We start from the raw sequence: 25,074 nt of genomic DNA on the forward strand, positions 1-25,074 counted from the left end.
TGCAGCTCGGCGACCGATCCGTGCTCAGCTACCTCGTCAAACCCCTCGCCGATCAGATCGCAAAGGCCTGGCGGGAACGGTGAGGGGGCCGGCGGCGGCTCGTGATAGAATGCCGGCTTGGCACACGGGAAACCATCCATGCGACGCTCAAGACCGTATTGGCTCGCTCTGTGTCTCTGTGTTCATTCGGCCTCTGCGCAAGCCGGAAATCTTTTACCCAACCTTTACGTCGGGCTGGAATGCAAGGATGTCGATCCGAATCGGATCGAGGCGGACTTCGAGCGTTTCTTCGCGGACAACAATTTTCGATTTACAAACAGAAGTCGGTTTGTCCGCGAGAATGGCGGACGAACTCCGTTCTCTACACAAATCATTGCCCTGAAACAAAATCAAATGATGAGCCTTGAAAAGGCTGGGTACTACAATAACAATTATAGCATCACGGTCACGGCACGTTCTCCAGAAGACAATGACATTTTTTTCTATGAATAAAGTCAGCCTTTTTTCCGCTGAAAGATCATACTGCGATGTCGTCGAGCGAAGATTTTCCAGTTTTCCGAATAAATCCTCCTATTCCCTCGACTGGTTCTATGAATTTTATCTGAAATGGTTTGACCAGGCTGCACAGAGAAATCAAAAATCATCGAATTGAAAAACCGCCCTCAAATGGCGTTGCGACTCGGGGAGCATCCAAGCGGCAGGGTCCTCAGGCCTGCGCCAGATCGGCGGCGATACGGGCGAGGCGCCCGTCCGGATGGATCAGCGCTTCGAGGATCGAGAAATGGTCCGCCCCGTCGAGTTCGATCGCGTGGGTCTCCAGCCCCGCCGCAATCCGCGCCGCCGCGTAATCCCGCGACTGGCGCCGGAGTTCGGGCAGTTCGTTCCCCCCGCAGGCGACGACCAGGGGCGCCGCGCGCGGGGTGGTCCGGCGGATCGGCGACAGGGTCTCGATCTCCTCGGGCGTCAGCCGGAGGGCGTCGTTCAGGTTCGTCCGGGCGATGGGCGCGAGGTCGAAGATCCCGCTGATGGCGAGGCCCGCATCGGCCTCCGGCCCGTCGAGCGCCAGGGCGGCGAGGTGGCCGCCGGCCGACCAGCCCGCGACCACGAGGCGCCGGCGCCCGAGGCCGGCGGCCACGTCGCGGACGCGCAAGATCCGCAGGGCCGCGCCGATCGCGTCGGCGATCTCCGTCAGGGTGGCCTCGGGCGCGAGGGTGTAGCCGATCAGCGCCACGTCGAGGCCGTGGGCGAGGTGCCCCTCCGCCATGCAGGCGAAGCCCTCCTTGGCGTTGCGCTGCCAGTAGCCGCCGTGGATGAAGGCCAGCAGCGGCGCGTGGGGGCGTCCGCAGGCGAACAGGTCGATGCGGTTGCGCGGGCCCGGGCCGTAGGGAATGTCGAGGACGTGGCCCGGCCGCGCCCGGAGAGCCTCGCTGCGGGCACGCCACGCGGCGAGGCGGGCGGCGCTGTCGGCCACCGCCCCGGAATTGTCGTAGGCCCGGCTCAGGGCGGCGCGGTCGCGGTCCCGCCAATCCGCTTCGGACGCGGCTGCGGTTTCAGGCCTCATCGCCGGTCTCCCGATACCAGTCCACGAGGTCGCCCCCTTGGGCGAACCAGACATCGTCGCGGGCGAGCAGGGCGTCGAGGAGGCGCTCCAGCAGCCCGATGCGGTGGGGCACGCCGGTGATGTAGGGGTGGATCGCGACCCCCATCACCTTGGCGCCGCCGAGCGGCCCGTCGCCCGCCGCCTCCGCCGCGAGGCGCGCGACCTGGGTGAGCGCCCGGTCCACGAACTCGTCGGCCCGGTGGTGCTGGATCGCCAGCAGGGGGATGTCGTTCAGCTCCACCGAGTAGGGCAGGGCGATGAGGGGATGCGCCGCGGTGGCGATCCGGCAGGGTCGATCGTCCACCACCCAGTCGCCGACATAGTCGAGGCCGGCGGCGGCGAGGTGGTCGGGCGTGTCGAGGGTCTCGGTGAGGCCGGGCCCGAGCCAGCCGCGTGGGTTCGCCCCCGTCACCGCCCGGATCGCCCCAAGGGTGCGGGCGATCATCGCCGGCTCGTCCGTGATGCGGTGGGTCGGCACCTGGTAGAAGCCGTGGCCCATGAACTCCCAGCCGGCGGCGTGCGCGGCCTGCGCCACGTGCGGGTAGGCTTCGCAGACCGAGCCGTTGATCGAGAGGGTCGGGCGGATGCCGCGGGCCGCGAACGCCGCGAGGAAGCGCCAGAACCCGACCCGCATCCCGTATTCGTGCCAGCCCCAATTGGCGAGATCGGGCAGCAGGGGCGCCCCCGTCGGCGCCACCAGGATCTGGCGCGGCATCGGGTTGTCGATGAGCCAGTGCTCGACGTTGACCACCGGCCAGATCGCCACGTGCTTGCCCCCCGGCAGGACGAGGCGCGGCCGGTCGATGGCGGCCCGGTAGGCGAGGCGACGCTCGGGGCGACGGGAGTCGGAGAAGTCGGGGTCGGTCATGGGGATTCGCAGCCGTGTGCGCGGGGTCTTGCCTCCCCCTTCTGCGGGGGTGGGCAGGGCATGGCCGCGATCATCGGAACCGATCGCTCCCTCAGGCGGCTACGCGGCCGTGGTGGCTGTGGAGCTGGGCCGAGAGCATGCGGCGGATGTCGTTGAAGGCCGGGCTCGAGACGTCGCGGCGGCGGGGCAGGGCGATGTCGTGCACGGCGTCGATCCTACCGGGGCTCGGGGACATCACCACGACGCGGTCGGCGAGGAAGATCGCCTCCTCGATGGCGTGGGTGACGAACAGCACGGTGAGCCCGGTGCGGCCCCAGAGGTCGAGGAGTTCGTCCTGCAGGCGCTCGCGGGTCATGGCGTCGAGCGCCCCGAAGGGCTCGTCCATCAGCACCACCTCGGCCTCGTTGGCCAGCACCCGGGCGATGGCGACGCGCTGCTTCATGCCCCCCGAGAGCTGGTGGGGATGCGCATCCGCGAAGGCGCCCAGGCCCACGAGGTCGATGTAGCGGGCCACCGTGTCGCGGATCTCCGCCGCCGGGCGCCCGCGCGACTTCGGGCCGAAGCCGATGTTGTCCCGCACCGAGAGCCAGGGGAACAGGCCGTAATCCTGGAACACCATGCCGCGCGCCGGGTCGGGCCCCGCGATGGGCTTGCCCCACATGCAGGCCTGGCCCGAGGAGGGCGCCTCGAAGCCGGCGGCGATGCGAAGCAAGGTGGACTTGCCGCAGCCCGAGGCGCCGAGGAGGCAGACGAACTCGCCGCGCTTCACGCTCAGGTTGGCCCCCTTCAGGGCCGTGACCGTCTTGCCCTGCACCGCGAAGGTCTTGCCGACGTCGCGGATCTCGAGGATCGGGAGGGTGGGTTCAGCCATGGACCGGATCAACCATGCGAGGGACTCCAGGCGAGGAGGCGACGGCCGATCAGCATGACGATCCGGTCCGACAGGAAGCCCGCGACGCCGATCACGATCATGCCGCAGATCACGATCTCGGTGCGCGAGAGCTGGCGCGCCTCCATGATGATGGCCCCGAGCCCCGTCTGCACGCCGGTCATCTCGCCGACCACGATGACGACCCAGGCGAAGCCGAGGCCGAGGCGCAAGCCGGTGAAGATCGACGGCAGGGCGGCGGGCAGCACCACCCGGGCAAACTGGGCCGAGCCCCGGCAGCCGAGCATGCTGGCGGCCTCGAACAGGCGCGGCTCCACCGAACGGACCCCGAAGATGGTGTTGACGAGGATGGGGTAGAACGCCCCGAGGAAGACCAGGAAATAGGCCGAGCGCGGCCCCAGCCCGAACAGGATCATGGCCAGCGGCAGCCAGGCGGTGACGGGCACCGGCCGCAGGATCTGGAAGGTCGGGTCGAGGAGCTGGCGCATCAGCGGCACCCGGCCGATGAGGAGGCCGAGCGGCAGAGCGAACAGCACCGCGAGGGCGAAGCCCCCGTAGACCCGCGACAGCGAGGCGCCGAGATGCGTGAGCAGCGTGGCGCTGAAGGCGTCGTCGTTGATGCCCCCGACCGCGAGGTCGACCAGCGCGGTCCAGACCTCCGCCGGCGGCGGGATCAGGCTGTAGGGCCGCCCCGTGGTGAGGAAATGCCAAACGATCGCGAGCACGGCGGGGATCGCGAGGGCCAGGGCCGCCTCGCGCAGGCGCGCCCACGGCACGGCGACGCGCGGCCGGGACGACGGGGCCGCCGGCACGGGCGCCGCCGCCGCGACGGCCGGGTTGGCGCTCACGCGTCCCTCATGGCGTCGACGAAGCGGGTGTCGATGAAGGTCGCAAAATCGGGCAGGCGCTTGATCTGCCTCAACGCCAGCATGCGGTCGGCATAGACCTTGGCCTGGGCGATCTCGGTCTCACCCAGCTTCCACTTCAGCCCGACGTTGGGGGCGGAGAGTTCCAGGGCCTCGCGCTTCTGGCCGAGTTTCGCCACCGCCATGGCGATCATCGCCTCGCGGTTGGCTTGCGCGTAGTCGGTGGCTTTGCGGTGGATCTCCAGCATGGTGCGGACGATCTCGGGCCGCTGCGCCGTGGTGTCGGCGTGCGCTCCGAACACCATGTTGAGGGCGCCCATCTCGGTACCGTAGGGATACTCGACGAGGCTGCCGACGCCGCTGGCGAGACTCACGCCCGGCGCTGGCTCGGCGCCCACATAGGCATCGATGTCGCCGCGGGCGAGGGCGATGTGCATCTCTGAGAACGAGATCCGCACCGGAGTGATGTCCTTGACGCTCATTCCCTCCTGGCGCAGGCGCTCCAGGGCGAAGACCTCCTGGGTCGAGCCGGGCCAGAGGGCGACGCGCTTGCCCTTCAGGTCCTTGATCGCGGCGATGCCCGCATCCTTCTTGGCGATGATCGCCATGCCGCGGTTGCAGGTGGAGGCGATGATGACCAGCGGCTCGCCGGCGGCGGCGCCCAGGGTGCCGGCCGCGATCCCGAAGGTCCCGAAATCCACCGACTTCGTCACCACCGCGTTCTTGCACTCGGTGGGGCTCTCGAAGGGCACGACCTCGACCGTGTACCCGGCGGGCGTGAACTGCGCGTAGAAATGCGGCGCGATGGAGTGGATGAGCTTCAGGGAGCCCATCCGGATCACGGTGGGCGCTTGCGCGCGGGCCGGGCGGGCAAGCCCGAGGGGCGCGGCCAGAAGACCGGCCCCGAGGCCGGCGAGAAGGGTGCGGCGGCGGATCATGGGCGCGACTCCGGCGAGCGGGGCTCGGAAGGACGAATCTCAGCCCCCAGGCTAGGGCGCTCCCCTGTTGCGCACGAGTGCTGTTTCTTGACTGGGCCGTTGCGATTTCGGAAACAGGGGGCCCGACGGCCGGCCCCCTCCGTGATGAAACATCTGCGCATCCTCACCTACGTGGCCGAAGTGGCCCGCCACGGGGCGATCCGCCGGGCGGCGGAGCGGCTCAACATCACGCCCTCGGCCCTGACCCGGCAGATCCAGGACATCGAGTACGAGCTCGGCACGCCGATCTTCGAGCGGGTGGCCCAGGGCATGCGCCTCAACGCGGCCGGCGAATTGCTGGTGCGCCACATCCGCGACCAGCGCGCCGACCTGGAGCGGGTGCGCTCGCAGATCGCCGACCTCTCCGGGGTCCGGCGCGGCCACGTGGCGCTGGCCTGCAGCCAGGCCTTCGTCAACCACGTGGTGCCGGACGAGGTTGAGGCCTACCGGGCGCTCTTCCCCCAGGTGACCTTCACCGTGCAGGTGCGCGACCACGTCCAGGCGGTGGCGGCGCTGACGCAGTTCGAGGCGGACCTCGCCCTGGTGCTGCAGCCGCCGCCCTCGGCCGACATGCAGGTGCTGTTCTCCTGCCGACAGACGCTCTGCGCCCTGATGCGGGCGGGGCATCCCCTGGCCGCCGAGACCGGCCCGGTGCGCCTGCGCGACTGCCTCGTACACCCGATGGCGGTGCCGGACCGGTCCCTGGCCATCCGCCACCACCTCGATGACGCCCTCGCCCGCCGGGGCGCGCCGCTGAACGCGGTCATCGAGTCGAGTTCGCTCGAATTTCTGCGCAACCTCGTCCTGCGCGAGGACGCCGTCAGCCTCCAGGTGCCGAGCGGCATCCCGGACGATCCCCGCCTGTGCTCGCGCCCCATCGACGCCCGGGACCTTCCCCCGATGTCCCTGATCCTGGCGCAGTTGCGCGGGCGCACCCTGCCGGTGGCCACCGCCAAGTTCGCCGACCGCTTCGCCGGCAGCCTGCACCAGCGCTACGGAGCGGATGTTTCCTGAGCCGGGCGGCCATCCCCCGGGGCGTCGCGGTGAAGGGCAAAGCCGGCCGCTCCCGGTGCCCCGAGGCCGGGGCGCAAAGTCAGGCTCGGAACGGCGTAATCGCCGCCGTTCTGCCGCCGGTAGGGGATCGGCGGGGTGGTCGCGAGGTCCCGCATCCGCGCGCGCAGATCCGTCTCCAGCCGATCGAACCCGGCCGCGTCGAGGCGGTCGACGCGGTAGGCCACGAAGGGCGGCAGCACGGAAAAGCCGGGATAGAAGAGGATCCCGTGCTGGATCGGAAACAGCAGGTCCTCGATCGGTCCGTTGATGCCGCGCGGCCCGTAATGCGAGTCCCAGCCGCCGGCGGTGACGACGAGCATGGCGCGCTTTCCAGCCAGCCGCCCTTCGCCGAAGCGGTCGCCCCAGTGCCGGTCGCTGTGCTCGCCGACGCCGTAGGCGAAGCCATGGGCATAGACCCGGTCGACCCAGCCTTTCAGGATCGCCGGCATGCTGTACCACCACAGGGGAAACTGCAGGATCACGGCGTCCGCCCAGAGCAGCGCCTCCTGCTCGCTTCCGACATCGTCGGTGAGTGCCCCGGCCGCGAAGGCCTGGCCCGAGGCCGCCGCCACCCCGAGGCGCCCGCCCGCCGGGAGGGACGGAAAATCCGAGCGATCCACCGCGGCCTTCCAGCCCATGGCGTAGAGGTCCGAGACCCGGACCGCGTGGCCCTGTCGGCGGAGTTCGTCGAGGGCCGCGTCCCGCAGGGATCCGTTGAGGGAGCGCGGCTCGGGATGCGCGAAGACGAGGAGGACGTTCATGGGGCGGGGCTCCGGTAGGGATGCGTGAGCCCGGAACTAGCTCGCCCGGCATTGAACCGTTAGATCTCGGAAATGCATAGGATCATGCCGCTGAGCGGATCAATCCCCATGGACGATGCCGACGTCACCCTGGAGCGCATGCGCAGCTTCGTGCGCGTGGCCGAGCGCGGGAGCCTGACCGCGGTGGCGCGGGAACTCGGCGTCGGCCAGTCGACGATCACCCGCCACCTGCGCGGGTTGGAGGCGGCCCTGGGCGTGCCCCTCCTGAGCCGGACCACACGGCGTGTGGCCATGACGGAGGAGGGCGGCCGCTACTACGCCGATTGCCTCCAGATCCTGCGCCTCGTCGAGCAGTCCCGCGACGAGGCGCGGGGCATGCATGGGGCGGCGGCGGGCACGATTCGGGTCTCCTGCACGGCGGCCCTCGGGGTGCGCCATGTCAGCCGCATCCTCTTCGCCTTCCAGGACCGCCACCCCGGGATCGCCATCGACCTCAGCCTCAGCGACGCCCGCATCGATCTCGTGCGCGACGGCGTCGATCTGGCGCTCCGCTTGGGGCCGCTCAGCGACAGCGCGATGAAGCTGCGGCCCCTGGGACAGAGCCGGCGGCTGCTAGCGGCGGCGCCATCCTACCTCGCGGCGCGGGGGCGGCCGAGCGCGCCGGAGGACATTGCCCACCACGAGGGTCTGCGTATGTCGAACGTGGCGGGCAGCGACACGCTGACCTTGCGGGGGCCGGACGGGCGGCGTCACGCGCTGCCGTTCGGCGGACGCTTCCGGGTCGATCACGGGCTCGGCGCGCGGGAGGCCCTGCGCGCGGGACGCGGGATCGGCGCAACCCATCTCTGGCTCGTCGACGACCTGCTGGCAGAGGGGCAGCTCGAGGTGGTCCTGCCCGGCTTCGCGCCGCCGCCCGTGCCCGTGAACCTGCTGATCGCCCCGGAGCGCGCCGGCCTTGCTCGCATCCGCCTGCTCATCGACGCCCTGGTGGCGGAGATGGCCCGGGTTCCGGGCCTCGCGCCCGAGGGTTGACGCGTCGCCTCGAACCCGGCCCTGGCCTATGAAGGGCGGAATCGCGAAAACATCGGGAGTGCAACGACATGACATCGAGGCGCCTGCGCGGGGCGGCGGCATGGATCGGCCTGCTCGCGGGCGGAGCGGCCCTGGCGGTCGCGGCGGCCCCCGTCGCGGTGCCGGCCATCCTCGCCGGGCGTCTCCTTGCGGCGGCCGAGGACCCGGGTGCCCTCGCGGAGATCCGCCTGGAGCGCGCGGCCACCCCGGACAGCCTGAACGCGGAGCTCGATGCGGCCCTGGCCGCCGAGGACGAGGACCTCGCGCTGAGCTTCCTGGCGCTGGCCGAGGCGCGCGCCCTGCCGGTCGATCCGACGCGCCGGGCGCGGGCCGAGGCCCTGGCGCAGGGGCGGCCCCTGCGCGCCGCGCGGGATTTCGCCCTCGGGGCGGTCTCGGGCGAGGCCGAGGGGAATGCGGGCCTCGCCGGGTCGCTGGCCGCCGACGTCACCGGGTTCGGCGACCTGCGCGACCTCCTGCGCGAGGGCGGCCGCTACGCCCGCGCCGAGCCCTACGACCCGCTCCTCCTCGGCATGGCCCTGGTCGGCCTGCCCCTCACGCTCGCCACCTGGACGGCCGGGGCGGGGGCGGCCCCCCGCGCGGGCATGACCGTGCTGAAGGCGGCCCAGCGCGGCGGCCGGCTCTCGCCCGCGCTCGCCGCGAGCCTCGGCCGCACGGTGCGGGCGGGCCTCGACCGCGAGGCGGTGGCCCGGGCCGTCGCGGCCTCCGCGCGCCTCGACCTCGCAGGGGCGCGGGCCGCCGCCGGCCTCGCGATCCGCCCCGGCACGGTGGCGCGCCTGACCAATCTGGCCGGCGACACCCTCGTCCTCGGCCGCCGCACGGGCCAGCGCGGGGTGATGCAGGCGCTCGGCCTCGCCCGCGACCCCGCCGACATGGCCCGGGCGGTGCGCCTCAGCGAGCGCCTCGGGCCCCGCACCCGCGCCGCCCTCGCACTCCTCGGCCGGGGCGCCCTGGCCCTCGGCGCCGGCCTCACGGCCCTGGCGAGCGCGCTGCTGGCGGGGGTGATGTGGTGCTTCGGGGTGGCGCTGTTCTGCCGCCGGCTCGGCCTGCTCCTCGGTCGGGCGATCTGGCGCCGGCCCCCGCCGCGGATGCGCCTCGAGCCATCGGGGGACGACGGCTGCGTCCGGGCCGGATGAGCCTGCCCCCTGGGCGCCACCGCCTGCGCGACGCGCCGGTTTCCGTTCCGTCAAAGCGCGCCTAAGCAGGTTCGCCTTGGCAAGCCGACGCTTCACCCTGATTCGCTCTTCGAGATGTCGCAGGTTTCAGCCGCAAGACCGGCGACCACTTTTGCGAAGCCTGCTTAGGCGAGGCGAAGGCCTCCGAAGGGTACGTCGTCGGCCCAGGCCTGGGCGCCGCGCGCCGGTACGGTCGGCAGGCCGTGGCAGACGCGGTCCCGCCCCTGGGCCTTCGCCTCGTACAGCGCCGTATCGGCCTGTCGCGCCGCGTCCTCGAAGCCCACGTCCTCGAAGCCCGCGTCCTCGAAGCCCGGGACGTCGGGTCCCATCATGGCGCATCCGATGCTGACGGTGACCGCCAGGGCGCCCGCCGGGAGGGGAAACGGCCCCTCGGCGATGCTCGCCCTCAGGCGTTCGGCGACGCGCAGGAGTTCGTTCGCATCGACGTCCGGAAGCACCACCAGGAACTCTTCGCCCCCCCAGCGGGCGATCAGGTCCGTCGCCCGGAGCGCGGCCTTCATCCGGGCTGCGAACGCCATCAGCACGAGGTCTCCGCCCCCGTGCCCGTGGCGGTCGTTGATGGCCTTGAAGTGGTCGATGTCCAGGATGAGCACGCCCCCCACCGGACACGCGCCCGGCAGCGGGAAGCGGCGGTGGAGCCGCGTTTGCAGACCGCGGCGATTGGACAGGCCCGTGAGCGGATCCGTCTCGGCGAGCCGGAGGAGGGCACGGCTGGCCCGTTCGGCGGCCATCGCGACGAAGCCGAAATAGATGAAAACCCCCATGACCTGATCCACGATCATGGAGATGCGCGCGCTCTCGGCCGAGGCGACCAGCAGATCGGTGCCGACGAGCATCCCGATCGAGAGCAGGAAGACGAGGGCATAGAACCCGAACGCCACGGTTTCGATGGACTGTGCCCAGAGCCGTTCGGCCCCGGCCGAAACGCGGACGGTCTCGTACGTCACGAGGAGGGTCACCACGAGGCAGCTGGCGAAGATCGCCGCGAGCGCCAGCCGGGTGGAGAGGCCGAGGCCGAGCAGCACCGGGTAAAGGAAGCCCGTGACGGCGACGAAACCGACGCCGAGCCCGACATTGACGGGCCGGTCGAAGAAGCTGCGCAGGCCGGTCCAGGCGAGGACCAGACTCGCGCCGTACAGCCAGTGGACGGCCATCGCCAGGGGAACGGCGGGCATCTCGTCCGGCGGCACGTGCATCATGACGAGCGACCCCGCCATCGACGCGCCCATGGCCCCCATCCATTGCCAGAGATGGGCCTGACGGGGCTGACTGACGGCCATCACGAGGAAGACGACAACATAGCCGAACCGGCTGGCCGCGCTGGCGAAGTGAAGCGTGTAGAGATCAAGCGTCATGGAACGCCGCTTCCCGCATCCATGAAGCCGCGCCGCGCCGAAACGCGGGACTCTGGAAATCTTGTTTCATGCCTGAAATTTTTCTGGGAACAGGAAAGCCCACCGAGCCACGGACAGTCGCATGATTTGATGTCCGAACCGATAAAATTCTGTCTTTAATCAACTTAAATCCGGACTTTCCGAAATTACGCACGGCAAGTCTTAAAAAACGAAGCAAGGCGCATGTATCAAAGTTCCGTAAAGCATTTTCGCCCATAGATCGGAGACCGCCGCGGGCGGCCCGTCCCTCGGGGGCCACGTCCCGATACCGGTGCGGACGCACATCTCGGAAAGCATTCCCCATGTCGGCGTTCGTCTCACGCCTCGTCCCGATCCTGGGCGCCCTCCTCGCCCTGGTGCCGGGGGCGGGGCCCGCGGGGGCGGCGGAGCCGTCCGGGGAGGCGCCGCCACCGGCCGGCGCGCGTCCGGAGCCGGGCGGGGGCCTGCGGGCCGGGGACTGGCTCGTCCGGGGCCGGCTCGCCGGGTCGATCCCCACGGAGAGCCGCTCGCGCATCGACCTGATCGGCGGGCGCGTCGAGACGCCGGCCGCCGTCCTGCCGGATTTCGACGTGTCGTACTTCCTCACGGACCACGTGGCCGTCGAGGCCCAGGCCGGGGCCGTCCGGACCCGACCGGTCATCCGGGATTCGCTGGCGGGCGACATCGCGATCGGATCGATCTGGAACGCGGCGGCGATGGGGCTCGTGCAGCTTCACCTCCTGCCGGGGGCGCGCCTCAATCCCTATCTCGGCATCGGGGTCGCCGCCTCGACGCCCATCGCGATCACGCCGGCCAGGGGCATCCCGGACTTCAAGCTCAAGGCTCAGGTCAGCCCCGTGCTCCAGGCCGGCCTCGACTACCACCTCGGCGGAAACTGGTTCGCGAACGCCATGGTGAAGTACGTCTTCGTGCCAACGCAATCCTACGCGATCGGCGGCGTCAAGGTGGAGGCCGACCTGAACATGCTCGTCGTCGGCGCGGGCCTCGGCTACCGGTTCTGATACCGGTCCCGGACCGGATCAGAGGTCCAGCACGTCGACCGCATCTCCCAGCCGGGCCCGCGCCAGGTCCGCCACGTGGCGGTGGTGGGTGAACAGGATCGGCTGGATGGTGTCGCCCACCGCCGCCAGGGCCTCGAGGCCGTGGGCGGTGCGGGCGTCGTCGAAGGTGAGGAAGAGGTCGTCGCCGATGAACGGGGCGGGCTCGGCCCGGGCGGCGTAATCCTCCAGGTAGGCCAGCCGCAGGGCGAGGTAGAGCTGGTCGCGGGTGCCCTCGCTCAAGCCCTCCACCGGCACGAGTTCGCCCGTGGCGCGGCGCCCGGCGAGGCGGGGGGTGTCGGCGGCATCGTAATCCTGGGCGAGGCCCGCGAAGGCGCCCCCGGTCAGCGCCCCGAACAGGGCGCCGGAACGGGTCAGCAGGGGGTCCTGCTGGCCGGCCCGGTGGCGGCCGATGGCGGTGCCGAGCATCAGGCCCGCGAGCTTGAGCACCGCCCAGTGCCGGGCATTGGCCTGCAGTTCGGCTTCCGCCGCCTTGCGCTGGGCGAGCGCCAGTTCGGCGCCGATGCCGCCCTCCAGCTCGGTCCGGCGGCGCTCGTGCCGGTCGCGGTCGGCGAAGGCGAGCTTGCCGCGCTGGTCGAGGTCGTCCTCCTCGGCCGCGAGGTTGGCGATCAGCCCCTCGATGTCGTCCCCGGTGAGCGCCGCGCGCTCCGCCCGCAGGTCGGCCTCGGATTGGCCCTCGGCGGCCCGGGCGAGTTCGGCGCGGCGCTCGGCCAGCTCCGCCTCGCGGGCCCGGCGCGCGGTCAGGCGCGCGTGCAGCGCCTCCGGGTCGGTGCCGGGGGGTAGGGCCGGCCCCTCCGACAGGAGGGCGGCGAGGTCCGCCCCGGCCCCCTGTGCCGCGCGGGCGGCCTGGGCGCGGGCCGCCTCCGCCGCGTCGCGCTGGCGCGCCAGCTCCGCCCGGCGGGTCTCGTCCCTGAGGGCGTTCTGGAGGCGGGCGTGCAGGGCCTTCAGGGCGGCGGTGGGGGGCAGGGGGTCGAGATCGGGTGCCACCGCCTGCGTCAGGCGCGCCACGGCCTCCCGGTAGACCGCGCTATCGCGCAGGATACCATTGACGCGGCCGAGGCGGTTGTCGCGCTCGGACAGCGCCGCCGGCACCGCCCGCCAGGCGGCGAGCGCCGCCTCGGCCTCGTCCGGATCGGCCCCCTCGGGCAGGCCGAGGCCCGCCAGCGCCGGCCCCCAGGCCGCGCGCCAGGCGTCCCGGCGGGTCCGCACCTCGGCCAAGGCCGCCTCCGCGCGGGCGATCTGCTCGGCGGCGGTTTTGGCGCGCGTTCGAGCTTCACCCACCGCCTCCCAGCGCAGGCCGAGTTCGGCGACCCGGTCCTCGACCCGCGCGAGCATCCGGCCGACATCGAGGCCCTCGAGAGCGGGCAGCCCCGCCCGGCGGCTGAGATCGGCGAGCGGGGCCCGACAGGCCTCCACCCGGGCGGCCATGCGGGCCTGCTCCAGGCGCGTGGTCTCCAGGCCCTGCGCGGCGTCCTGCAGGGCCTCGACCTCGCCGAGCCAGACGGCCATCTCGGCCGGGGCGGCGGGCTCGATCCCGCAAGGCGCCCAGGCCGCGCGCCAGGCGGTGGTCCCCTCGGCGAGCCGCGCCTCGCAATCGGCGAGCGCCTTCTCCGCCGCTGCCGCCTCGGCCGCCTCGGCGTCCAGGCGGGCCGTGTCGGCGTCCTGCTCGGCGACCCGGGCGGCGTCGGCCACGAGGTCGTCCGCCGTCCGGTCGGCGGCGGCCAGCGCCACACCGAAGCGGGCGAAATCGTCCGGCGCGCCGCCGGGCAGGTCCGCCAGCAGGGCGTCGCGGCGGGCGCGCAGGGCCAGGAGGTCGTCGCGGGTCGGGATCGGCCGCCCGGCGGCCCGGGCGGCGAGGCGCGCGCGGCGCTGGGCCACCGCGCCCCGGGCCGCCTCCAGGCGGTCGGCGGCCCGGTCGCGCTCGCGCAGCACCGCGTCGAGAGTGCGCCGGAATCGCGTCACCGCCTCGGCCGAGGGCGGGCGCCCGGCAGTGTAGGCGGCGATATCCGGGATCGGAGGGCTCAGGCGGGCCGCCTGCATCCGGATCGAGCCGGCCTCGCGGGTGAGGGCGGCGTCGAGGTCGTCGCGCCGGTCGATGTCGCGGCGCAGGGCCGCGAAGGCCTTGAGGTCGGCCCGCAGGGGGGCCGGGTCGGAAAGGCCCGCCGCCGCCTCCGTGGCGGCAGCGAGGCGGTCGCGCTCGCCCCGGCGGGCGGCGAGGTCCTGTTCCAGGCGGGTCAGGGCGGCGGAATCCTCGCGGCCGGCACGGATCAGGCCCTCGATGCGGGCGCGGGCGGCGTCCGAGGGCTGGCGCGCGCGCAACGCCTCGGCGTCGGGCAGGCCGATCCGGGCGGCGAGCTGGGCGAGGTCCCGCGCGAAGGCATCGGCCTCGCCCTGGATGCGGGGCAGGTCGATGCCACCCTTGTCGAAGCGGTCGGTGCCGCGGAACGCCTCCAGGATCTCGTCGGCGCGGGCGAGCACGCCCTCGTCCACCGGCACCGCCTCCAGGGCGAGCGACGCCTCCGCGAGGGCCGCCTGCGTGCGGGTCGCGGCCTCGCCCGTCGCGCGCAGGGCGGCGAGCGCCTGGCCGAGCCGGTCGATCCAGGCCTCCGGCACGGCGACCGGGTCGCCCTCGGTCGCCCCCGGCACGGCCACGGCGTCGATGGCCTGGAGGAGCGGGCCGACCCGGCGCAGGCGGGTGAGGCGGGCGCGCTCGGCGGCGAGGCGCCCGCGCTCCGCCTTGAGGGCGGCGAGCGCCGCCCCGGCCGCCTCGATCTCGCCGTTGAGGTCGCGCCAGTCGCCGGCCCGCAGCTCCCCCGTCCGGATCGCCTTGCGGGCCTCGTCGTAGCGGGCCAGCGCCTGGTAGAAGGTCCGGCTCTGGGCGGCGCGCGGCATGAAGATGCGCTCGGCCTCCCCCTCCAGCTCGGCCTGGAGGCCGCTGTAGCCGCGCAAGCCCGAGGCCGCCGCGAACAGGCTGGCGCCGACCTCCCCCTCGGCGTCCATCATCTCGACGGCGCCTGCCCGCAGGGCGCGGGCGTCGAGGCCGAAGGCGCGGCAGAACACCTCGCGGCCGAGCCCGCCGAGGAAGGGGGCCAGCGCATCCTCCGGCAGGGCCGCGTCGGCGGCGTCCACCAGGGTATTCTTCGTGCCCTTGCGGCGGCGAAAGCTGAGGCTGCGCCCGTCGGCGGCGCGGATCTCGGCGCCGATGCGCATCTGCGGCATGTCGTGCAGGAAGTCGTAGCGGGTGCGCGTCTCGATGCCGAACAGGAGGTCGGTGACGGCGCTGAGCGCCGAACTCTTGCCGGCCTCGTTGGCCCCCAGCACCACGTGCAGGCGCGCATCCGGCCGGAACGTGACCGTGCGGCCCGTGAAGGGGCCGTAGCGTTCGAGGTCGAGTCTGAGGAGACGCATCGGGACCTTGCGGAGGTGCGGGTCTGGAATTCGGGGTCCGACGTTTGGTCCCGGCCGGGACCATCCGCAAGCGCCGGAACGGACCGGCGCAGCGTCACCCGGCGGCCGGCCGGGACTCGCGCCGGCTGCGGACCAGGGACGCGATCGCGCCCACGATGCAGGCCACGATCAGGAGGGCGATGACCAGGAGGGTGACCGTCCGGTTCCAGAGCCGGTCGAGGCCCAGATCGGTGGTGGCGAGGTCCGGGCGCGCCGGGTCGGCCAGGACCGCGAGGCGGACCTCCCCGGCCTGCAGCCCGGCGAACACGTAGTTCACCCGCCGGGTCACCGCGCCGCCGGGCGTGGGCAGGCTGAGCGTCGCATCGCAGATGTGGAGGATGAGCTTGGCGCTGCAGGAGCCGTCGCGCACCCTGGCGCCGGGAACGGGCTCTGCGCGCGCGCGGACCTGCCAGTCGGAGGCCACCACCGGCGCGGTGTAGATCGCGCAGGCCACCAGGACGGCCCCAAGGCAGGCGACGCCGAACAGGACCCAGAACGCGTTGATCCAACCCAGGGCGGGGGACGGCAGGCGCGGGGGAACGGGGGCGGCCGCCGGAGCGGCCGCGTCGGCCAGGCGCCGGTCGGCGGAGCCGTCGTCGGCCTCGGCCAGGAGCCGCCGCGCCTCCGCCATGGCCCGGTAGCGGCCGATCGCGTCGGCGAAGTCCTGCGGCGTCATCCGGCGCGGCAGGCCGAGGGCGATCGTGACGATCCGGCGCTTCGGGTCCAGAGTCAGGCCGCGCCCGCCCGGCACGCGCCCGGGGAATGGCGTCTGCGGGGACAGCAGCAGGCGGGTGACGAGGCCGGTCCGATTCACACGCATGTCGAGATCGGCGACCTCGCCCCAGGCGATCGTGCGGTCGAGGCCGGGCACGGCGAGCCCCGCGGGACGCAGGATCAGGGTGGTCCGCTCGCCCCGCCGCAGGCGGTAGGCGCCGAACGCGGCCAGGAGGGCGCCGAGGGCGAGCGCCACCCCCGCCACGAGGCCGGCCTGCCCGGTCGCGAGCCCGGGGAGGCCGAGGCCGACCAGTCCCAGGGCCGCGGCGGCGAACAGGCCGCCGGCCACCAGCAGGACGATGGCGCCGGGACGGCTGTTGTCGCGCAGCACCCAATCCGCCTCGTCGACGGCTTCCGCCGTCGCCTCCAGATGGGCCCGCACCGCCGCCTCGTGGTCCTGGACTGCGCCGAGGAAATCCGCCGTCGCGTCCCGGCTGAGCCCGGCGGGGTCAGCGAAGTAGCCGCCGAGCTGCCCGAGGGCGTGCGGCGGCGGCGTGGCGGCGGCCCGCGCCAGAAGGTCCGGGTCGAGGGCGACACCGAGGGCGGCCATGCGCTCGCGGGTCGGCGGATGGGTATCGGTGGGGTGGGCCTGCTCCGCCTCCAGGTGCAGGCCCGGATCGTCGAGGCCTCGGGCGACGGCGCGGTCGAGGGCGGCGGCCACGAGGTCGGCGGGCGCCCCGCCGGGCGTCTCGGCGGCCGCGTCCAGGGCCTCGGCGATGCGCGGCTGGACGGCCCCGGTGCGCAGCAGCGCGCGGGCGGCGGCCTCCGGCGTGGTGAGCCCCGCACCGGCCGCGTCGGCCGCGAATTCCCGGGCCCGGCTCCAGTGGCGCACGGCGAGGTGGAAGCGCTCCATCACGAACAGGCCGAGGCGCAGGGACGGGCCGAGCAGCCCGAGCGAGCCCTGGTGGCCCGCCGCCACGGCGTCGAGGGAACGCCCGACACCGGCATAGATCGGCAGGAAGCGCTGGCTGTAGGCGGTGTCGCCGCCGGCATAGTGGGCGAGCTCGTGGCCGATGATCGCCGCGACCTCGTCGCCCCGCATCAGCGCGAGGTAGGGCAGGGGCAGGTAGAGGATCCGGCCGGTCAGGCGCTCGCCGCCGGGTTCGAGCACGGCCGGGCCGGCGCTGACGAAGAAGCCGCCGGTGAGGCCGACCACGACGGCCTCGGGCTTCAGGGCCCCGAGGCGTTCGGCGAGGCCCTCGGTGAGGCGCCACAGTCCGGGCGCCTCGGCCGGTGAGACGCGGCGGCCGAAGATCGGCAGCGGGTCGGGCTCGAAGGCGGCCAGCGCCCGGCGCAGGCCCAGGACGGTGCGGCCGGCGGCCCACAGGATCGCCCCCACGGCGACCGCCGCGATGCCCAGGAGCTTCATCGCGTCGCCGCTGAGGCCGGATTGCGCCAGGAGCCCCGCCTCGAAGATCACGGCGGCGACGGTCGCGGTGGCCGCCGCCAGGATCTGGAGCGCGAGGGTCGCCGGCAGCAGGCGCCGCACCAGGGAGAAGCCGCGCACCAGGGCGTCGCGCGAGCTGCGGCCCACCCAGCCGAGCGCGGCACCGGCCAGCAGCACCAGGACCGAGAGGAGGGCGGCGAGCCCGCCCCCCGCCACGACGACGGGGGGCAGCAGGCGGCGCCAATCCATCAGCGTGGTCAGGGTCGCGGCCTGGCTCTCGGCCGCGCGCGCCTTGTCGAGGGCGAGGGGTCCGCCGTAGACTTGGCCGCCCTGGCGGAACTGCAGGCGGAAATCGACGCGCCCGTCCTGCGGCGCCCGCGCGGCGAGATCCGCGACGATCGCGGACAGGCGCGCCTGCTCGGCCGCGAAGGCGGCCCGATCGTCCTCGGCCCGGCGCCCCTCCCAGAGCCCGAGCAGCACGAAGGCGAGCGGCAGCAGCACCGTCGCGGCGACGAGGCTCGCGAGGGCGCGCAGACGCAGGGGCGGGCGCGAGGGAGTCGAGCTGAAAATCGGACAAACCTCCTCGGTGCGGGATCTCGGGGGCCGGCGGGTTCGGGCCGGGTTCTAGCAGGTCCGCCCGGAGAGGCGGCCGAGGATCACCGCCTCGGCCTCCGCGCAGAGGGCGTCGAGGTCGGCGGCGAGATCGTCCTCGGCGGCGAGGCCGGCCGGCATCTTGGCGGCGATCTCGGCGAGCGCCGCCCGGGCGCGGACGCGGAACTCCGGCTCGTGGTCGACCGCCGCCAGCAGGGTCGCGGGGTCGATGGCCGCGAAGGCCTCGGGGCGGGCCTCGGTGTCCGGCCGGCGGGGACGCTCGGTCTCGATCCGCAGGCGCTCCAGCCAGATGTCCTCGTGGATGCGGTGGGCGGCGGCCTGGATCTCGGCGGTGAGGCCCTCGCGGTCGGCGGCGAGGCGGTCGTGGGCGGGGGTCTGCCCGGACAGGCGCACCCGCACGGCCAGGAGGCGCGCGGCCGCCGCCTCGGCGAGGGGCCGCAGGGCCGCCTCGATCGCCGCGACCGCCTCGCGCTCGCCGGCGACGCCCGAGAGGTCGACCTCGAGGGCGTGGAAGCGGGCCTGGTCGACGATCAGGCGCTCCACGCCGCTCACCCGGCCGTCGGCGACCGAAACCAGGACGGCGCCTTTGGGCCCGCATTCGCGGATGCTGCGCCCCTGGAGGTTGCCCGGGAACACGATCCAGGGGTCGCGGGAAAGCTCGGCGTAGTCGTGCACGTGGCCGAGCGCCCAGTAGGCGTAGCCCCGCCCCGCCAGATCCGCCACCGAGCAGGGCGCGTAGGTGGCGTGGGCCGCGTGGCCGGTGCAGGAGGTGTGCAGCACGCCGATGTTGAACCAGCCCGGGACGGCGGCCGGGTAGGTGAGGGCGTAGTTCTCCTCCACCGCCCGGTTGGGGAAGCTGCGCCCGTGCAGCGCCACCTTGAGGGGCTCCAGGCGGTGGGTCTCGGCCCGGGTGGCGGAAAAGCCGCGCACGGAGGCCGGCAGGGTAATCGAGCGCGTGATGACGCTCTCGGCGTCGTGGTTGCCGCGCACCAGGATGACGGGGATGCCGGCCCGGTCGAGGCGGGCGACCTGCCGGGCGAAGAACAGCCCGATGGTGTTGTCCGACCAGTCGCCGTCATAGACGTCGCCGGCCACGATCAGGAAGGCGACGCCCCGCTCGATGGCTTGTCCGACGAGGTCCTCGAAGGCCCGGCGCCCGGCCGAGGCGAAGCGCCGGGCGATCTCCGGGTCCTTGAGGGCGAGGCCGGCGAGGGGGCTGCCGAGATGCAGGTCGGCGGCGTGGATGAAGGTGAACGCGGACATGGAACGCGGACGGGGTCCCTGGGCTCGCGCGCCCCACGCGGTCGAGATCCGGGGCGGGGCCGCAACCTCGCGGGTTTGGCGGCCGATTGCAACGCGGGGCCGTGAGGGCTCGGCGAAAGGTGTCGACCCCGTTCAAGGCAGCCCCAGCCGCGGACAGGCTGCGCACGGTGCGGTCGCACCCCGCGCGGCCGCCGTCGACCCTTTGCGACAGTCGTCAGGAACATCCGCTTTCAGGCACCCGTGGGTCGAAAATCTACGCCCGGAATGGATGGATGTCTGTCATTAGCCGGCTATCAGTGAGGCGTCTGCTTCGCGGGCGATAGTCGACATTGCTCGACCCGACGCGGCAACTCACGCAGCAGGGCGGAGCGCCGATAGGGCGAGAGCTTCCGCCACGCCTTGATCTCCGGGACGGTTCGACCGCAGCCCACGCACCAACCCGAACGCCCGTCCCACCGGCACACCCCAATGCAGGGGTCATCCTTCTTCATGATACGAGACCCCTCTGCCCTCAGGGCGATACCCACACTCGACATTATATAGGGTACCCCCCTATATTACCTAATCGGAAGGACCGACGATGGCCCACACCGTCAAGGACAAGACCAAGCTGCTGGCGCGCGTGCGCCGGATCAAAGGACAGGCCGAAGCCGTCGAGCGAGCCCTAGAGGCCGAGATCGGCTGCACGGACGTCCTGATGCTGGTCGCCTCGATGCGAGGGGCCATCAACGGCCTCACCGCCGAACTCATGGAAGATCACATCCGCCACCACGTCGTGAACCCGGATAACGAGCCGGACGCCGCTCGCGCCCAGGGCGCGGCCGACTTGATCGAGGCGGTGCGGACCTACCTGAAATAGTGGACGCCGCCCCGTGACCTCACTGCCCATGACCTCACTGACCGACTTGCTCCAGCAGGGAACCGCGCACGCATGGTTGTTCGTGCCGAGCGCGATCCTGCTCGGCGCCCTGCACGGCCTGGAGCCGGGGCACTCCAAGACGATGATGGCGGCCTTCATCATCGCGGTCAGGGGTACGGTCACCCAGGCGGTCCTGCTGGGCTTGGCAGCGACGCTTTCGCATACGGCGGTCGTTTGGATCATCGCGCTCGGCGGTCAGTACCTCGGAAAGGCGTGGGGCGGTGAGACGGCGGAGCCATACTTCCAGCTTGCCTCAGCCATCCTCATCGTGGGGATCGCTCTCTGGATGGCCTGGAGGACGTGGCATGAGCAGCATGACGACCATTCCCATCACCACCATCATGAGGGAGGCCACGACATCACCGCCCGCGATGGCGTGCTCAAGCTGGAAGTCTTCGAGGATGGCGTCCCGCCGCGCTGGCGGCTGAGCCGGATCGCGGGCGTGCTGCTGTCGTCACAGAACGTCAGCGTCGAGACGATCCGACCGGATGGCACCCGGCAGATGTTCACCCTGCTGGGCCGCGACGACATCCTGGAGAGCCTGGAAGAAGTCCCCGAGCCGCATGCCTTCACCGCACGGCTCCACATCGACGGCACAGCAGGTGCGGAGGTCCACGAAGTCGTGTTCGAGGAGCACGATCACGACCACATGAACCTGGGCGACGAGGACGACGCCCATGCGCGAGCCCATGCCGAGGACATCCGGCGGCGGTTCACGGGACGGCAGGTGACGACGGGACAGATCGTACTGTTCGGCTTGACCGGCGGCCTGATCCCGTGCCCGGCGGCGATCACCGTGCTGCTACTTTGCATCCAGTTGAAGGAGTTCAGCCTCGGCTTCGCGCTGGTGGTGTGTTTCAGCATCGGGCTGGCCCTGACGATGGTGTCGGCGGGCGTGCTGGCGGCGCTCAGCGTCAAGCACGTCGCCTCACGCTGGTCCGGGTTCAGCGGCTTCGCCCGGCAGGCGCCCTACGCCTCGGCGGCGCTGATCGTGCTGGTCGGCCTCTACACCGGCTGGCTCGGCTGGCAGGGCATCCAGCGCAACCCGGTTGAACATGCGGCCGAGGTCCACGCTGTGCAACGCTCCTGATTTTGCGAATGGCGGCTTTTGCGTCGCAGACGAAACGTCCACTTCCGGAAGAAAGACCACGGGCCGAGTGCCACCCTGTGAGGATTCCCCCCGCAATCATGGCGATGCGGCCTCCCCCCTGACGGCGGAGGCCCGATCTCAGAACCCGTCATTCCGGCTTCACCCCCGCCTGTCCCGGCGGGGACGCCCCTCCGAGCCAGGCGCGCCCGGCCTCACGCGGGGCCTCCACAGGCCCTCACACGAACGCGACGTCGAGGTGCCCGTCCCGCCGCAGGGCGATGCGGCAGCGGCGGGAGAAACGGTCGTCGCGGATCGAGAGGCGGAAGGTCTCGGGCACGTCGCGGGCGTCGACCACGTTCAGGGCGGCCCCCGCCTCGGACAGGCTACGCACGGTGCAGTCGAGCCCCGCGCGGCCGTCGTCGAAGGAGAGCAGCCCCGCCTTCAGAACGCGCCGGGCGCCGGCCCCGGAGGACAGTCGCGGCGCGCCGGCGCAGCGGTTCCGGCCCGCGGCCTTGGCGGCGTAGAGCGCGGCGTCGGCGCTCGCCAGCAGGCCGTCCACCTCCGGGCTGTCCGCCTCGGTGGTGCCCGCATCGAGGGCCGCCACGCCGAGGCTCGCGGTCAGCCGCAGCGTCCCGTCCGGGATCGGCACGCGCAGGTTCGCGATCGCCGCCCGCAGGGTCTCGGCCACCGCCAGGGCGGCGGCGGCGCCGGTCTGGGGCAGCAGAATCGCGAACTCCTCGCCGCCGAGTCGGCCGAAGGCGTCGGAGCCGCGCAGCCGCGACCGGCAGGCCGCCGCCACCTCGGCCAGGACCCGGTCGCCGACCGGATGGCCGTGCCCGTCGTTGACCGCCTTGAAATGGTCGAGGTCCAGCATGAGGCAGGCGAGCGGCTGCCCGTGCCGCAGGGCCAGGGCCAGGGCGCCCGCGCAGGCCTCGCGGAAGGCCTGGCGCGACAGGGCGCCGGTGAGCCCGTCCGTCGTGGCCACGCGCCGCAATTCGAGTTCGCGCATCACCACGTGCGAGAGATCGAGCAGGGTCTCGACCTCGTCCGGCCGGAAGTCGCGCGGCTGGGTGTCCAGGGCGCACAGGGTGCCGATGGCGACGCCCTGCGGGGTCCGCAGGGGCGCGCCGGCATAGAACCGGATCAGCGGCGGCCCGAGCACAAAGAGGTTGGCCGAGAAGCGCGGGTCGGCGGCGGTGTCGGGCACCACGAGGCAGCGCGGCTCGCGCAGGGCGATGTTGCACAGGGCCGGCCCCCGCGCGGTCTCGCAGGCCTCCACGCCCGAGCGGGCCTTGAACCACTGGCGATGGGCGTCGACCAGCGAGATGGTCGACATCGGCACGTCGAAGATCCGCCGGACCAACCGGGTAATGCGGTCGAAGGCCTCCTCCTGCGGCGTATCCAGGATGTCGTAGCGGTCGAGGGCGGCCAGCCGCGCCTGTTCCTCATTCTGCATCGCGTCGTCTCATGGACCCCAGCGTCGGGCATTCCGAGAGGATCTACCCAAAGATCATTACCGAATTGCCTCGTATTGTTCGTCGTTTTTCGTGCAATCTGAGCCCGGCCGGTGCAATACGTTGTGATTCTGTCACGGCATGGCCGCAATGCATCGTCGAACGGGTCAGTTGCTTTGGGTCGGCCGGTCGAGGACGCGGCGGCCCATCAGGCTGGCGGCGAGATCGACCATGAGGTGGGCCGTGCGTCCGCGCTCGTCGAGGAAGGGGTTGAGCTCGACGAGGTCGAGGCTGCCGACGAGGCCGGAATCGTGCAGCATCTCCATGATCAGGTGCGCCTCCCGGAATGTGGCGCCCCCCGGCACCGTGGTGCCGACCCCCGGGGCGATGCCGGGATCGAGGAAATCCACGTCGAGGCTGACATGCAGGCGCCCGCCCGCCGCCGCGACCCGGCCGAGGAAGGCCCTGAGCGGCGCGACCACGCCGGCCTCGTCGATGGTGCGCATGTCGTGGACCAGCACCCCGGCCGCGCGCACCGCCGTCCGCTCGGCCGGGTCGAGGCTGCGGGTGCCCATGAGGCAGACATGGGCCGGGTCGACGGGGGCGGGCGGGGCCGGCAGGTAGCCGGAAAAGCCCGGCATCCCGGTGGCGTAGGCCAGGGGCACCCCGTGCAGGTTGCCGCTCGTGGTGGTGGCGAGGGTGTGGAAATCGGCGTGTGCGTCGAGCCAGAGCACGAAGAGCGGGCGTCCCTCGGCCGCCGCCCGGCACCCAAGGCCCGAGAGGGTGCCGGCCGAGAGGCTGTGGTCGCCCCCGAGGAAGATCGGCAGGCCCTCGCCGCTCGCCGCGAAGGCCGCCGCGGCGAGGATCTCCGTCCAGGCCGCGAAGGTGGGCAGATGCCGCAAGGCCCCGTTGGGGTGGGCGCGCGCCGGGGCTGCCACGGGCGGCGGCGGCGCGAGATCGCCCGCATCGACGATGTCGTGGCCGAGCCCCGACAGGGTCTCGGCGAGGCCCGCGGCCCGGTAGGCGCTCGGCCCCATGTCGCAGCCCAGGCGCCCGGCCCCCTCCTGCACGCGGGCCCCGATGAGGATGCAGCGCGGATTCCCCGTCGGGGGATTGGTCCCCGGCGGATTTGTACCCAGGGGATTCGTCATGGCCCGTCTCCCTCGCGTCCGCTGCGGAGCCGGCGGTGCGGCGGCCTCTCGCCGGGCCGTGTCCTGCCAGGACCGTGCCGCCTCGCGATGGGGCAGGGTGGGCCGGGGTGACGACGCCTTCAAGACGCCGGTCCGCTCGGGGACGAACCGATGACGGGATCAGCGGCGGCGGCAGGAACCCGTTACCGCGAGAACCGATCGAACACCGTACGGATTTGGTCTGGAGGCGATCGGTGAATCGGCCTTGCGGTCGCGGCCGCGACTGGTCTTGCTGCGCACGCGTCCGCCATGGCGGCCGTCCTACCGTTCCGCGGCGATTCCAGGATCGCCGCCGGGCCGGGTGCAGCCGCTCCACTCGGAGGCGAACCATTCTGGCAAGACGAAAATCTCGCCCGCGCGCGCCCTTCGGCGGCGCGGTCCGCGCCGGGGCGGGCTTCACCGGGACAGTCTTCGCCGGCAAGTCTTTGTTAACCATTCCGGTCCCAGCCTCCGGAGGTCCCGCCCGAGCGGGTGCGACACCCGGTCCGCCCCGGCTGCGTCCTTAATCCCGCCGGGTTCTCGGAGCCCAATGGTCCTCGGCCGATGGGTCCGCCGTGAGGCGGCGCCGACCGGTCCCTGGTACAAGGAGTCTACCCATGATCAAAACGCTGCTGGCGCTCCTCACCGTCGCCGCCGTCCTGACGATCCGGGCCTTCCTCAAGCTCCTCTGGCTGCCGTTCCAGAGCTTCGGCGGGCTGTTCCGCAACCGGCCCGCCGCCACCTGACACGGGGTGCCTGCCGTGTGACAGGTTGCAGGCAAACCCTCAGCATGATGCACCACGGGGTGCCCGCTTGGCGCTCGCGCGCCGCGGCCGGGCCGCCGGCCTGCCAGTCTCCTTCGCGGACTCCCGCGGCAGCCGCTTAGCCGACGTCCTGATCGGGCGACCGACCGATTCGTCGGCCCCCGCGCCCGCCGCATGCGCGTCGAGAAAGCGCCGGCAGGCCTCGAACTGCGCCTCGACCTCGGGCGGACAATCCAGCCCCCGCGTCTCCGCGAGTCGACGCGCATAGGCCAGCATGGCCGGGCTCGGCGCCCGCTCAGCCCCCTTCGGACCCACCGCCGCACGCGCCCCCGCATGGGCATCGAGGAAGGCCCGGCAGCGGGCCAGGCTGCTCTTGCACCCCCGCGGCAGGGGCACGCCCTTGCGCGCGGCCAGGGACACCGCGAAGGCGATCATGGCGGGCGT

General features: G+C 72.6%; 20 protein-coding genes and 1 pseudogene. 7 read left to right on the forward strand and 14 right to left on the reverse strand.

Annotation, left to right across the window (positions count from 1 at the left end; genetic code table 11):
* Positions 1-706: 706 nt before the first annotated feature.
* The 5 genes from MFF30_RS08920 to MFF30_RS08940 form a co-directional block, all read right to left on the reverse strand.
* Complete coding sequence (locus MFF30_RS08920) at positions 707-1,561, reverse strand: alpha/beta hydrolase (RefSeq protein ID WP_238278859.1); 855 nt, start codon at positions 1,559-1,561, stop codon at positions 707-709.
* Positions 1,551-2,468, reverse strand: a complete 918-nt coding sequence (locus MFF30_RS08925) for a polysaccharide deacetylase family protein (protein WP_238278861.1) — start codon at positions 2,466-2,468, stop codon at positions 1,551-1,553. Before MFF30_RS08925 ends, MFF30_RS08920 begins: the two co-directional genes overlap by 11 nt.
* Before the next feature lie 91 nt (positions 2,469-2,559).
* On the reverse strand, positions 2,560-3,339 hold the full coding sequence (locus MFF30_RS08930) for an ABC transporter ATP-binding protein (protein WP_238278863.1): 780 nt from the start codon (positions 3,337-3,339) through the stop codon (positions 2,560-2,562).
* Positions 3,340-3,347: 8 nt separating this feature from the next.
* Positions 3,348-4,169, reverse strand: coding sequence for an ABC transporter permease (locus MFF30_RS08935; RefSeq protein ID WP_238278890.1), 822 nt, complete (start codon positions 4,167-4,169; stop codon positions 3,348-3,350).
* A gap of 32 nt (positions 4,170-4,201) precedes the next feature.
* Positions 4,202-5,161, reverse strand: coding sequence for an ABC transporter substrate-binding protein (locus MFF30_RS08940; protein ID WP_238278865.1), 960 nt, complete (start codon positions 5,159-5,161; stop codon positions 4,202-4,204).
* Between the two features lie 144 nt (positions 5,162-5,305).
* On the opposite strand from MFF30_RS08940, the gene MFF30_RS08945 reads away from it, so the two are divergent.
* Entirely contained in the window at positions 5,306-6,214 is a 909-nt protein-coding gene (locus tag MFF30_RS08945) for a LysR family transcriptional regulator (protein ID WP_238278867.1), read from the forward strand.
* Here MFF30_RS08945 and MFF30_RS08950 read toward each other — a convergent pair.
* Positions 6,193-7,014, reverse strand: a complete 822-nt coding sequence (locus MFF30_RS08950) for an NAD(P)H-dependent oxidoreductase (RefSeq protein ID WP_238278869.1) — start codon at positions 7,012-7,014, stop codon at positions 6,193-6,195. The genes MFF30_RS08945 and MFF30_RS08950 overlap by 22 nt on opposite strands.
* A gap of 108 nt (positions 7,015-7,122) precedes the next feature.
* On the opposite strand from MFF30_RS08950, the gene MFF30_RS08955 reads away from it, so the two are divergent.
* Entirely contained in the window at positions 7,123-8,046 is a 924-nt protein-coding gene (locus MFF30_RS08955) for a LysR family transcriptional regulator (protein WP_238278870.1), read from the forward strand.
* A gap of 68 nt (positions 8,047-8,114) precedes the next feature.
* Positions 8,115-9,239, forward strand: a complete 1,125-nt coding sequence (locus MFF30_RS08960; RefSeq protein WP_238278872.1) for a hypothetical protein — start codon at positions 8,115-8,117, stop codon at positions 9,237-9,239.
* 164 nt (positions 9,240-9,403) lie between these two features.
* On the opposite strand, the gene MFF30_RS08965 is transcribed toward MFF30_RS08960, so the two are convergent.
* Positions 9,404-10,654: a GGDEF domain-containing protein gene (locus MFF30_RS08965; RefSeq protein ID WP_238278874.1), complete on the reverse strand. Its 1,251-nt coding sequence runs from the start codon at positions 10,652-10,654 to the stop codon at positions 9,404-9,406.
* Between the two features lie 341 nt (positions 10,655-10,995).
* Between MFF30_RS08965 and MFF30_RS08970 the strand changes: the two genes are divergently transcribed.
* Complete coding sequence (locus tag MFF30_RS08970) at positions 10,996-11,694, forward strand: OmpW/AlkL family protein (RefSeq protein ID WP_238278876.1); 699 nt, start codon at positions 10,996-10,998, stop codon at positions 11,692-11,694.
* Positions 11,695-11,712: 18 nt separating this feature from the next.
* On the opposite strand, the gene MFF30_RS08975 is transcribed toward MFF30_RS08970, so the two are convergent.
* The 4 genes from MFF30_RS08975 to MFF30_RS08990 all read right to left on the reverse strand — a co-directional run bounded on the left by MFF30_RS08975 (position 11,713) and on the right by MFF30_RS08990 (position 19,770).
* Positions 11,713-15,159, reverse strand: coding sequence for a YhaN family protein (locus MFF30_RS08975; RefSeq protein WP_238278878.1), 3,447 nt, complete (start codon positions 15,157-15,159; stop codon positions 11,713-11,715).
* Positions 15,160-15,253: 94 nt separating this feature from the next.
* The gene (locus MFF30_RS08980; protein ID WP_494337910.1) at positions 15,254-17,860 is read right to left on the reverse strand and encodes a M48 family metallopeptidase; all 2,607 of its coding nucleotides are present in this window, start codon (positions 17,858-17,860) and stop codon (positions 15,254-15,256) included.
* 123 nt (positions 17,861-17,983) lie between these two features.
* A complete protein-coding gene (locus MFF30_RS08985) occupies positions 17,984-19,234 on the reverse strand; it encodes a metallophosphoesterase family protein (protein ID WP_238278880.1) in 1,251 nt (416 codons plus the stop codon).
* Positions 19,235-19,527: 293 nt separating this feature from the next.
* Complete coding sequence (locus MFF30_RS08990; RefSeq protein ID WP_306424566.1) at positions 19,528-19,770, reverse strand: DUF1289 domain-containing protein; 243 nt, start codon at positions 19,768-19,770, stop codon at positions 19,528-19,530.
* 44 nt (positions 19,771-19,814) lie between these two features.
* Between MFF30_RS08990 and MFF30_RS08995 the strand changes: the two genes are divergently transcribed.
* Together MFF30_RS08995 and MFF30_RS09000 are read left to right on the forward strand one after the other, a co-directional pair.
* A complete protein-coding gene (locus MFF30_RS08995; RefSeq protein WP_059409694.1) occupies positions 19,815-20,093 on the forward strand; it encodes a metal/formaldehyde-sensitive transcriptional repressor in 279 nt (92 codons plus the stop codon).
* 28 nt (positions 20,094-20,121) lie between these two features.
* Positions 20,122-21,243 carry a nickel/cobalt efflux transporter gene (locus MFF30_RS09000; protein ID WP_238278884.1) on the forward strand — a complete coding sequence of 374 codons (1,122 nt, stop codon included), beginning with the start codon at positions 20,122-20,124 and terminating at the stop codon, positions 21,241-21,243.
* 235 nt (positions 21,244-21,478) lie between these two features.
* Here the strand turns inward: MFF30_RS09000 and MFF30_RS09005 are convergent, their stop codons facing one another.
* Together MFF30_RS09005 and rocF are read right to left on the reverse strand one after the other, a co-directional pair.
* Entirely contained in the window at positions 21,479-22,699 is a 1,221-nt protein-coding gene (locus MFF30_RS09005) for a sensor domain-containing diguanylate cyclase (protein WP_238278886.1), read from the reverse strand.
* Between the two features lie 165 nt (positions 22,700-22,864).
* Positions 22,865-23,848 (reverse strand): arginase, encoded by a 984-nt coding sequence (rocF, locus tag MFF30_RS09010; protein ID WP_238278888.1) that lies wholly within the window; start codon positions 23,846-23,848, stop codon positions 22,865-22,867.
* 635 nt (positions 23,849-24,483) lie between these two features.
* Here rocF and MFF30_RS25955 point away from each other — a divergent pair.
* Complete coding sequence (locus tag MFF30_RS25955) at positions 24,484-24,612, forward strand: hypothetical protein (RefSeq protein ID WP_279578357.1); 129 nt, start codon at positions 24,484-24,486, stop codon at positions 24,610-24,612.
* A gap of 39 nt (positions 24,613-24,651) precedes the next feature.
* Here the strand turns inward: MFF30_RS25955 and MFF30_RS09015 are convergent.
* Positions 24,652-25,074 (reverse strand): annotated as a pseudogene (locus tag MFF30_RS09015) (DNA topoisomerase); the annotation flags it as partial.

It is taken from the genome of Methylobacterium goesingense (assembly GCF_022179225.1).
In the GTDB taxonomy this organism is placed as follows: Bacteria; Pseudomonadota; Alphaproteobacteria; order Rhizobiales; family Beijerinckiaceae; genus Methylobacterium; species Methylobacterium goesingense.

Excerpts from the sequence above, each read along its gene's own strand:
- MFF30_RS08960 (WP_238278872.1), top strand. The coding sequence starts at position 8,115 with ATGACATCGAGGCGCCTGCGCGGGGCGGCGGCATGGATCGGCCTGCTC.
- MFF30_RS08975 (WP_238278878.1), bottom strand. The coding sequence starts at position 15,159 with ATGCGTCTCCTCAGACTCGACCTCGAACGCTACGGCCCCTTCACGGGC.
- MFF30_RS08940 (WP_238278865.1), bottom strand. The coding sequence starts at position 5,161 with ATGATCCGCCGCCGCACCCTTCTCGCCGGCCTCGGGGCCGGTCTTCTG.
- rocF (WP_238278888.1), bottom strand. The coding sequence starts at position 23,848 with ATGACGAATCCCCTGGGTACAAATCCGCCGGGGACCAATCCCCCGACG.
- MFF30_RS08920 (WP_238278859.1), bottom strand. The coding sequence starts at position 1,561 with ATGAGGCCTGAAACCGCAGCCGCGTCCGAAGCGGATTGGCGGGACCGC.
- MFF30_RS08985 (WP_238278880.1), bottom strand. The coding sequence starts at position 19,234 with ATGTCCGCGTTCACCTTCATCCACGCCGCCGACCTGCATCTCGGCAGC.
- MFF30_RS08990 (WP_306424566.1), bottom strand. The coding sequence starts at position 19,770 with ATGTCGAGTGTGGGTATCGCCCTGAGGGCAGAGGGGTCTCGTATCATG.
- MFF30_RS08925 (WP_238278861.1), bottom strand. The coding sequence starts at position 2,468 with ATGACCGACCCCGACTTCTCCGACTCCCGTCGCCCCGAGCGTCGCCTC.
- MFF30_RS09000 (WP_238278884.1), top strand. The coding sequence starts at position 20,122 with ATGACCTCACTGACCGACTTGCTCCAGCAGGGAACCGCGCACGCATGG.
- MFF30_RS08995 (WP_059409694.1), top strand. The coding sequence starts at position 19,815 with ATGGCCCACACCGTCAAGGACAAGACCAAGCTGCTGGCGCGCGTGCGC.
- MFF30_RS08930 (WP_238278863.1), bottom strand. The coding sequence starts at position 3,339 with ATGGCTGAACCCACCCTCCCGATCCTCGAGATCCGCGACGTCGGCAAG.
- MFF30_RS08970 (WP_238278876.1), top strand. The coding sequence starts at position 10,996 with ATGTCGGCGTTCGTCTCACGCCTCGTCCCGATCCTGGGCGCCCTCCTC.
- MFF30_RS08950 (WP_238278869.1), bottom strand. The coding sequence starts at position 7,014 with ATGAACGTCCTCCTCGTCTTCGCGCATCCCGAGCCGCGCTCCCTCAAC.
- MFF30_RS08965 (WP_238278874.1), bottom strand. The coding sequence starts at position 10,654 with ATGACGCTTGATCTCTACACGCTTCACTTCGCCAGCGCGGCCAGCCGG.
- MFF30_RS08945 (WP_238278867.1), top strand. The coding sequence starts at position 5,306 with ATGAAACATCTGCGCATCCTCACCTACGTGGCCGAAGTGGCCCGCCAC.
- MFF30_RS25955 (WP_279578357.1), top strand. The coding sequence starts at position 24,484 with ATGATCAAAACGCTGCTGGCGCTCCTCACCGTCGCCGCCGTCCTGACG.
- MFF30_RS09005 (WP_238278886.1), bottom strand. The coding sequence starts at position 22,699 with ATGCAGAATGAGGAACAGGCGCGGCTGGCCGCCCTCGACCGCTACGAC.
- MFF30_RS08955 (WP_238278870.1), top strand. The coding sequence starts at position 7,123 with ATGGACGATGCCGACGTCACCCTGGAGCGCATGCGCAGCTTCGTGCGC.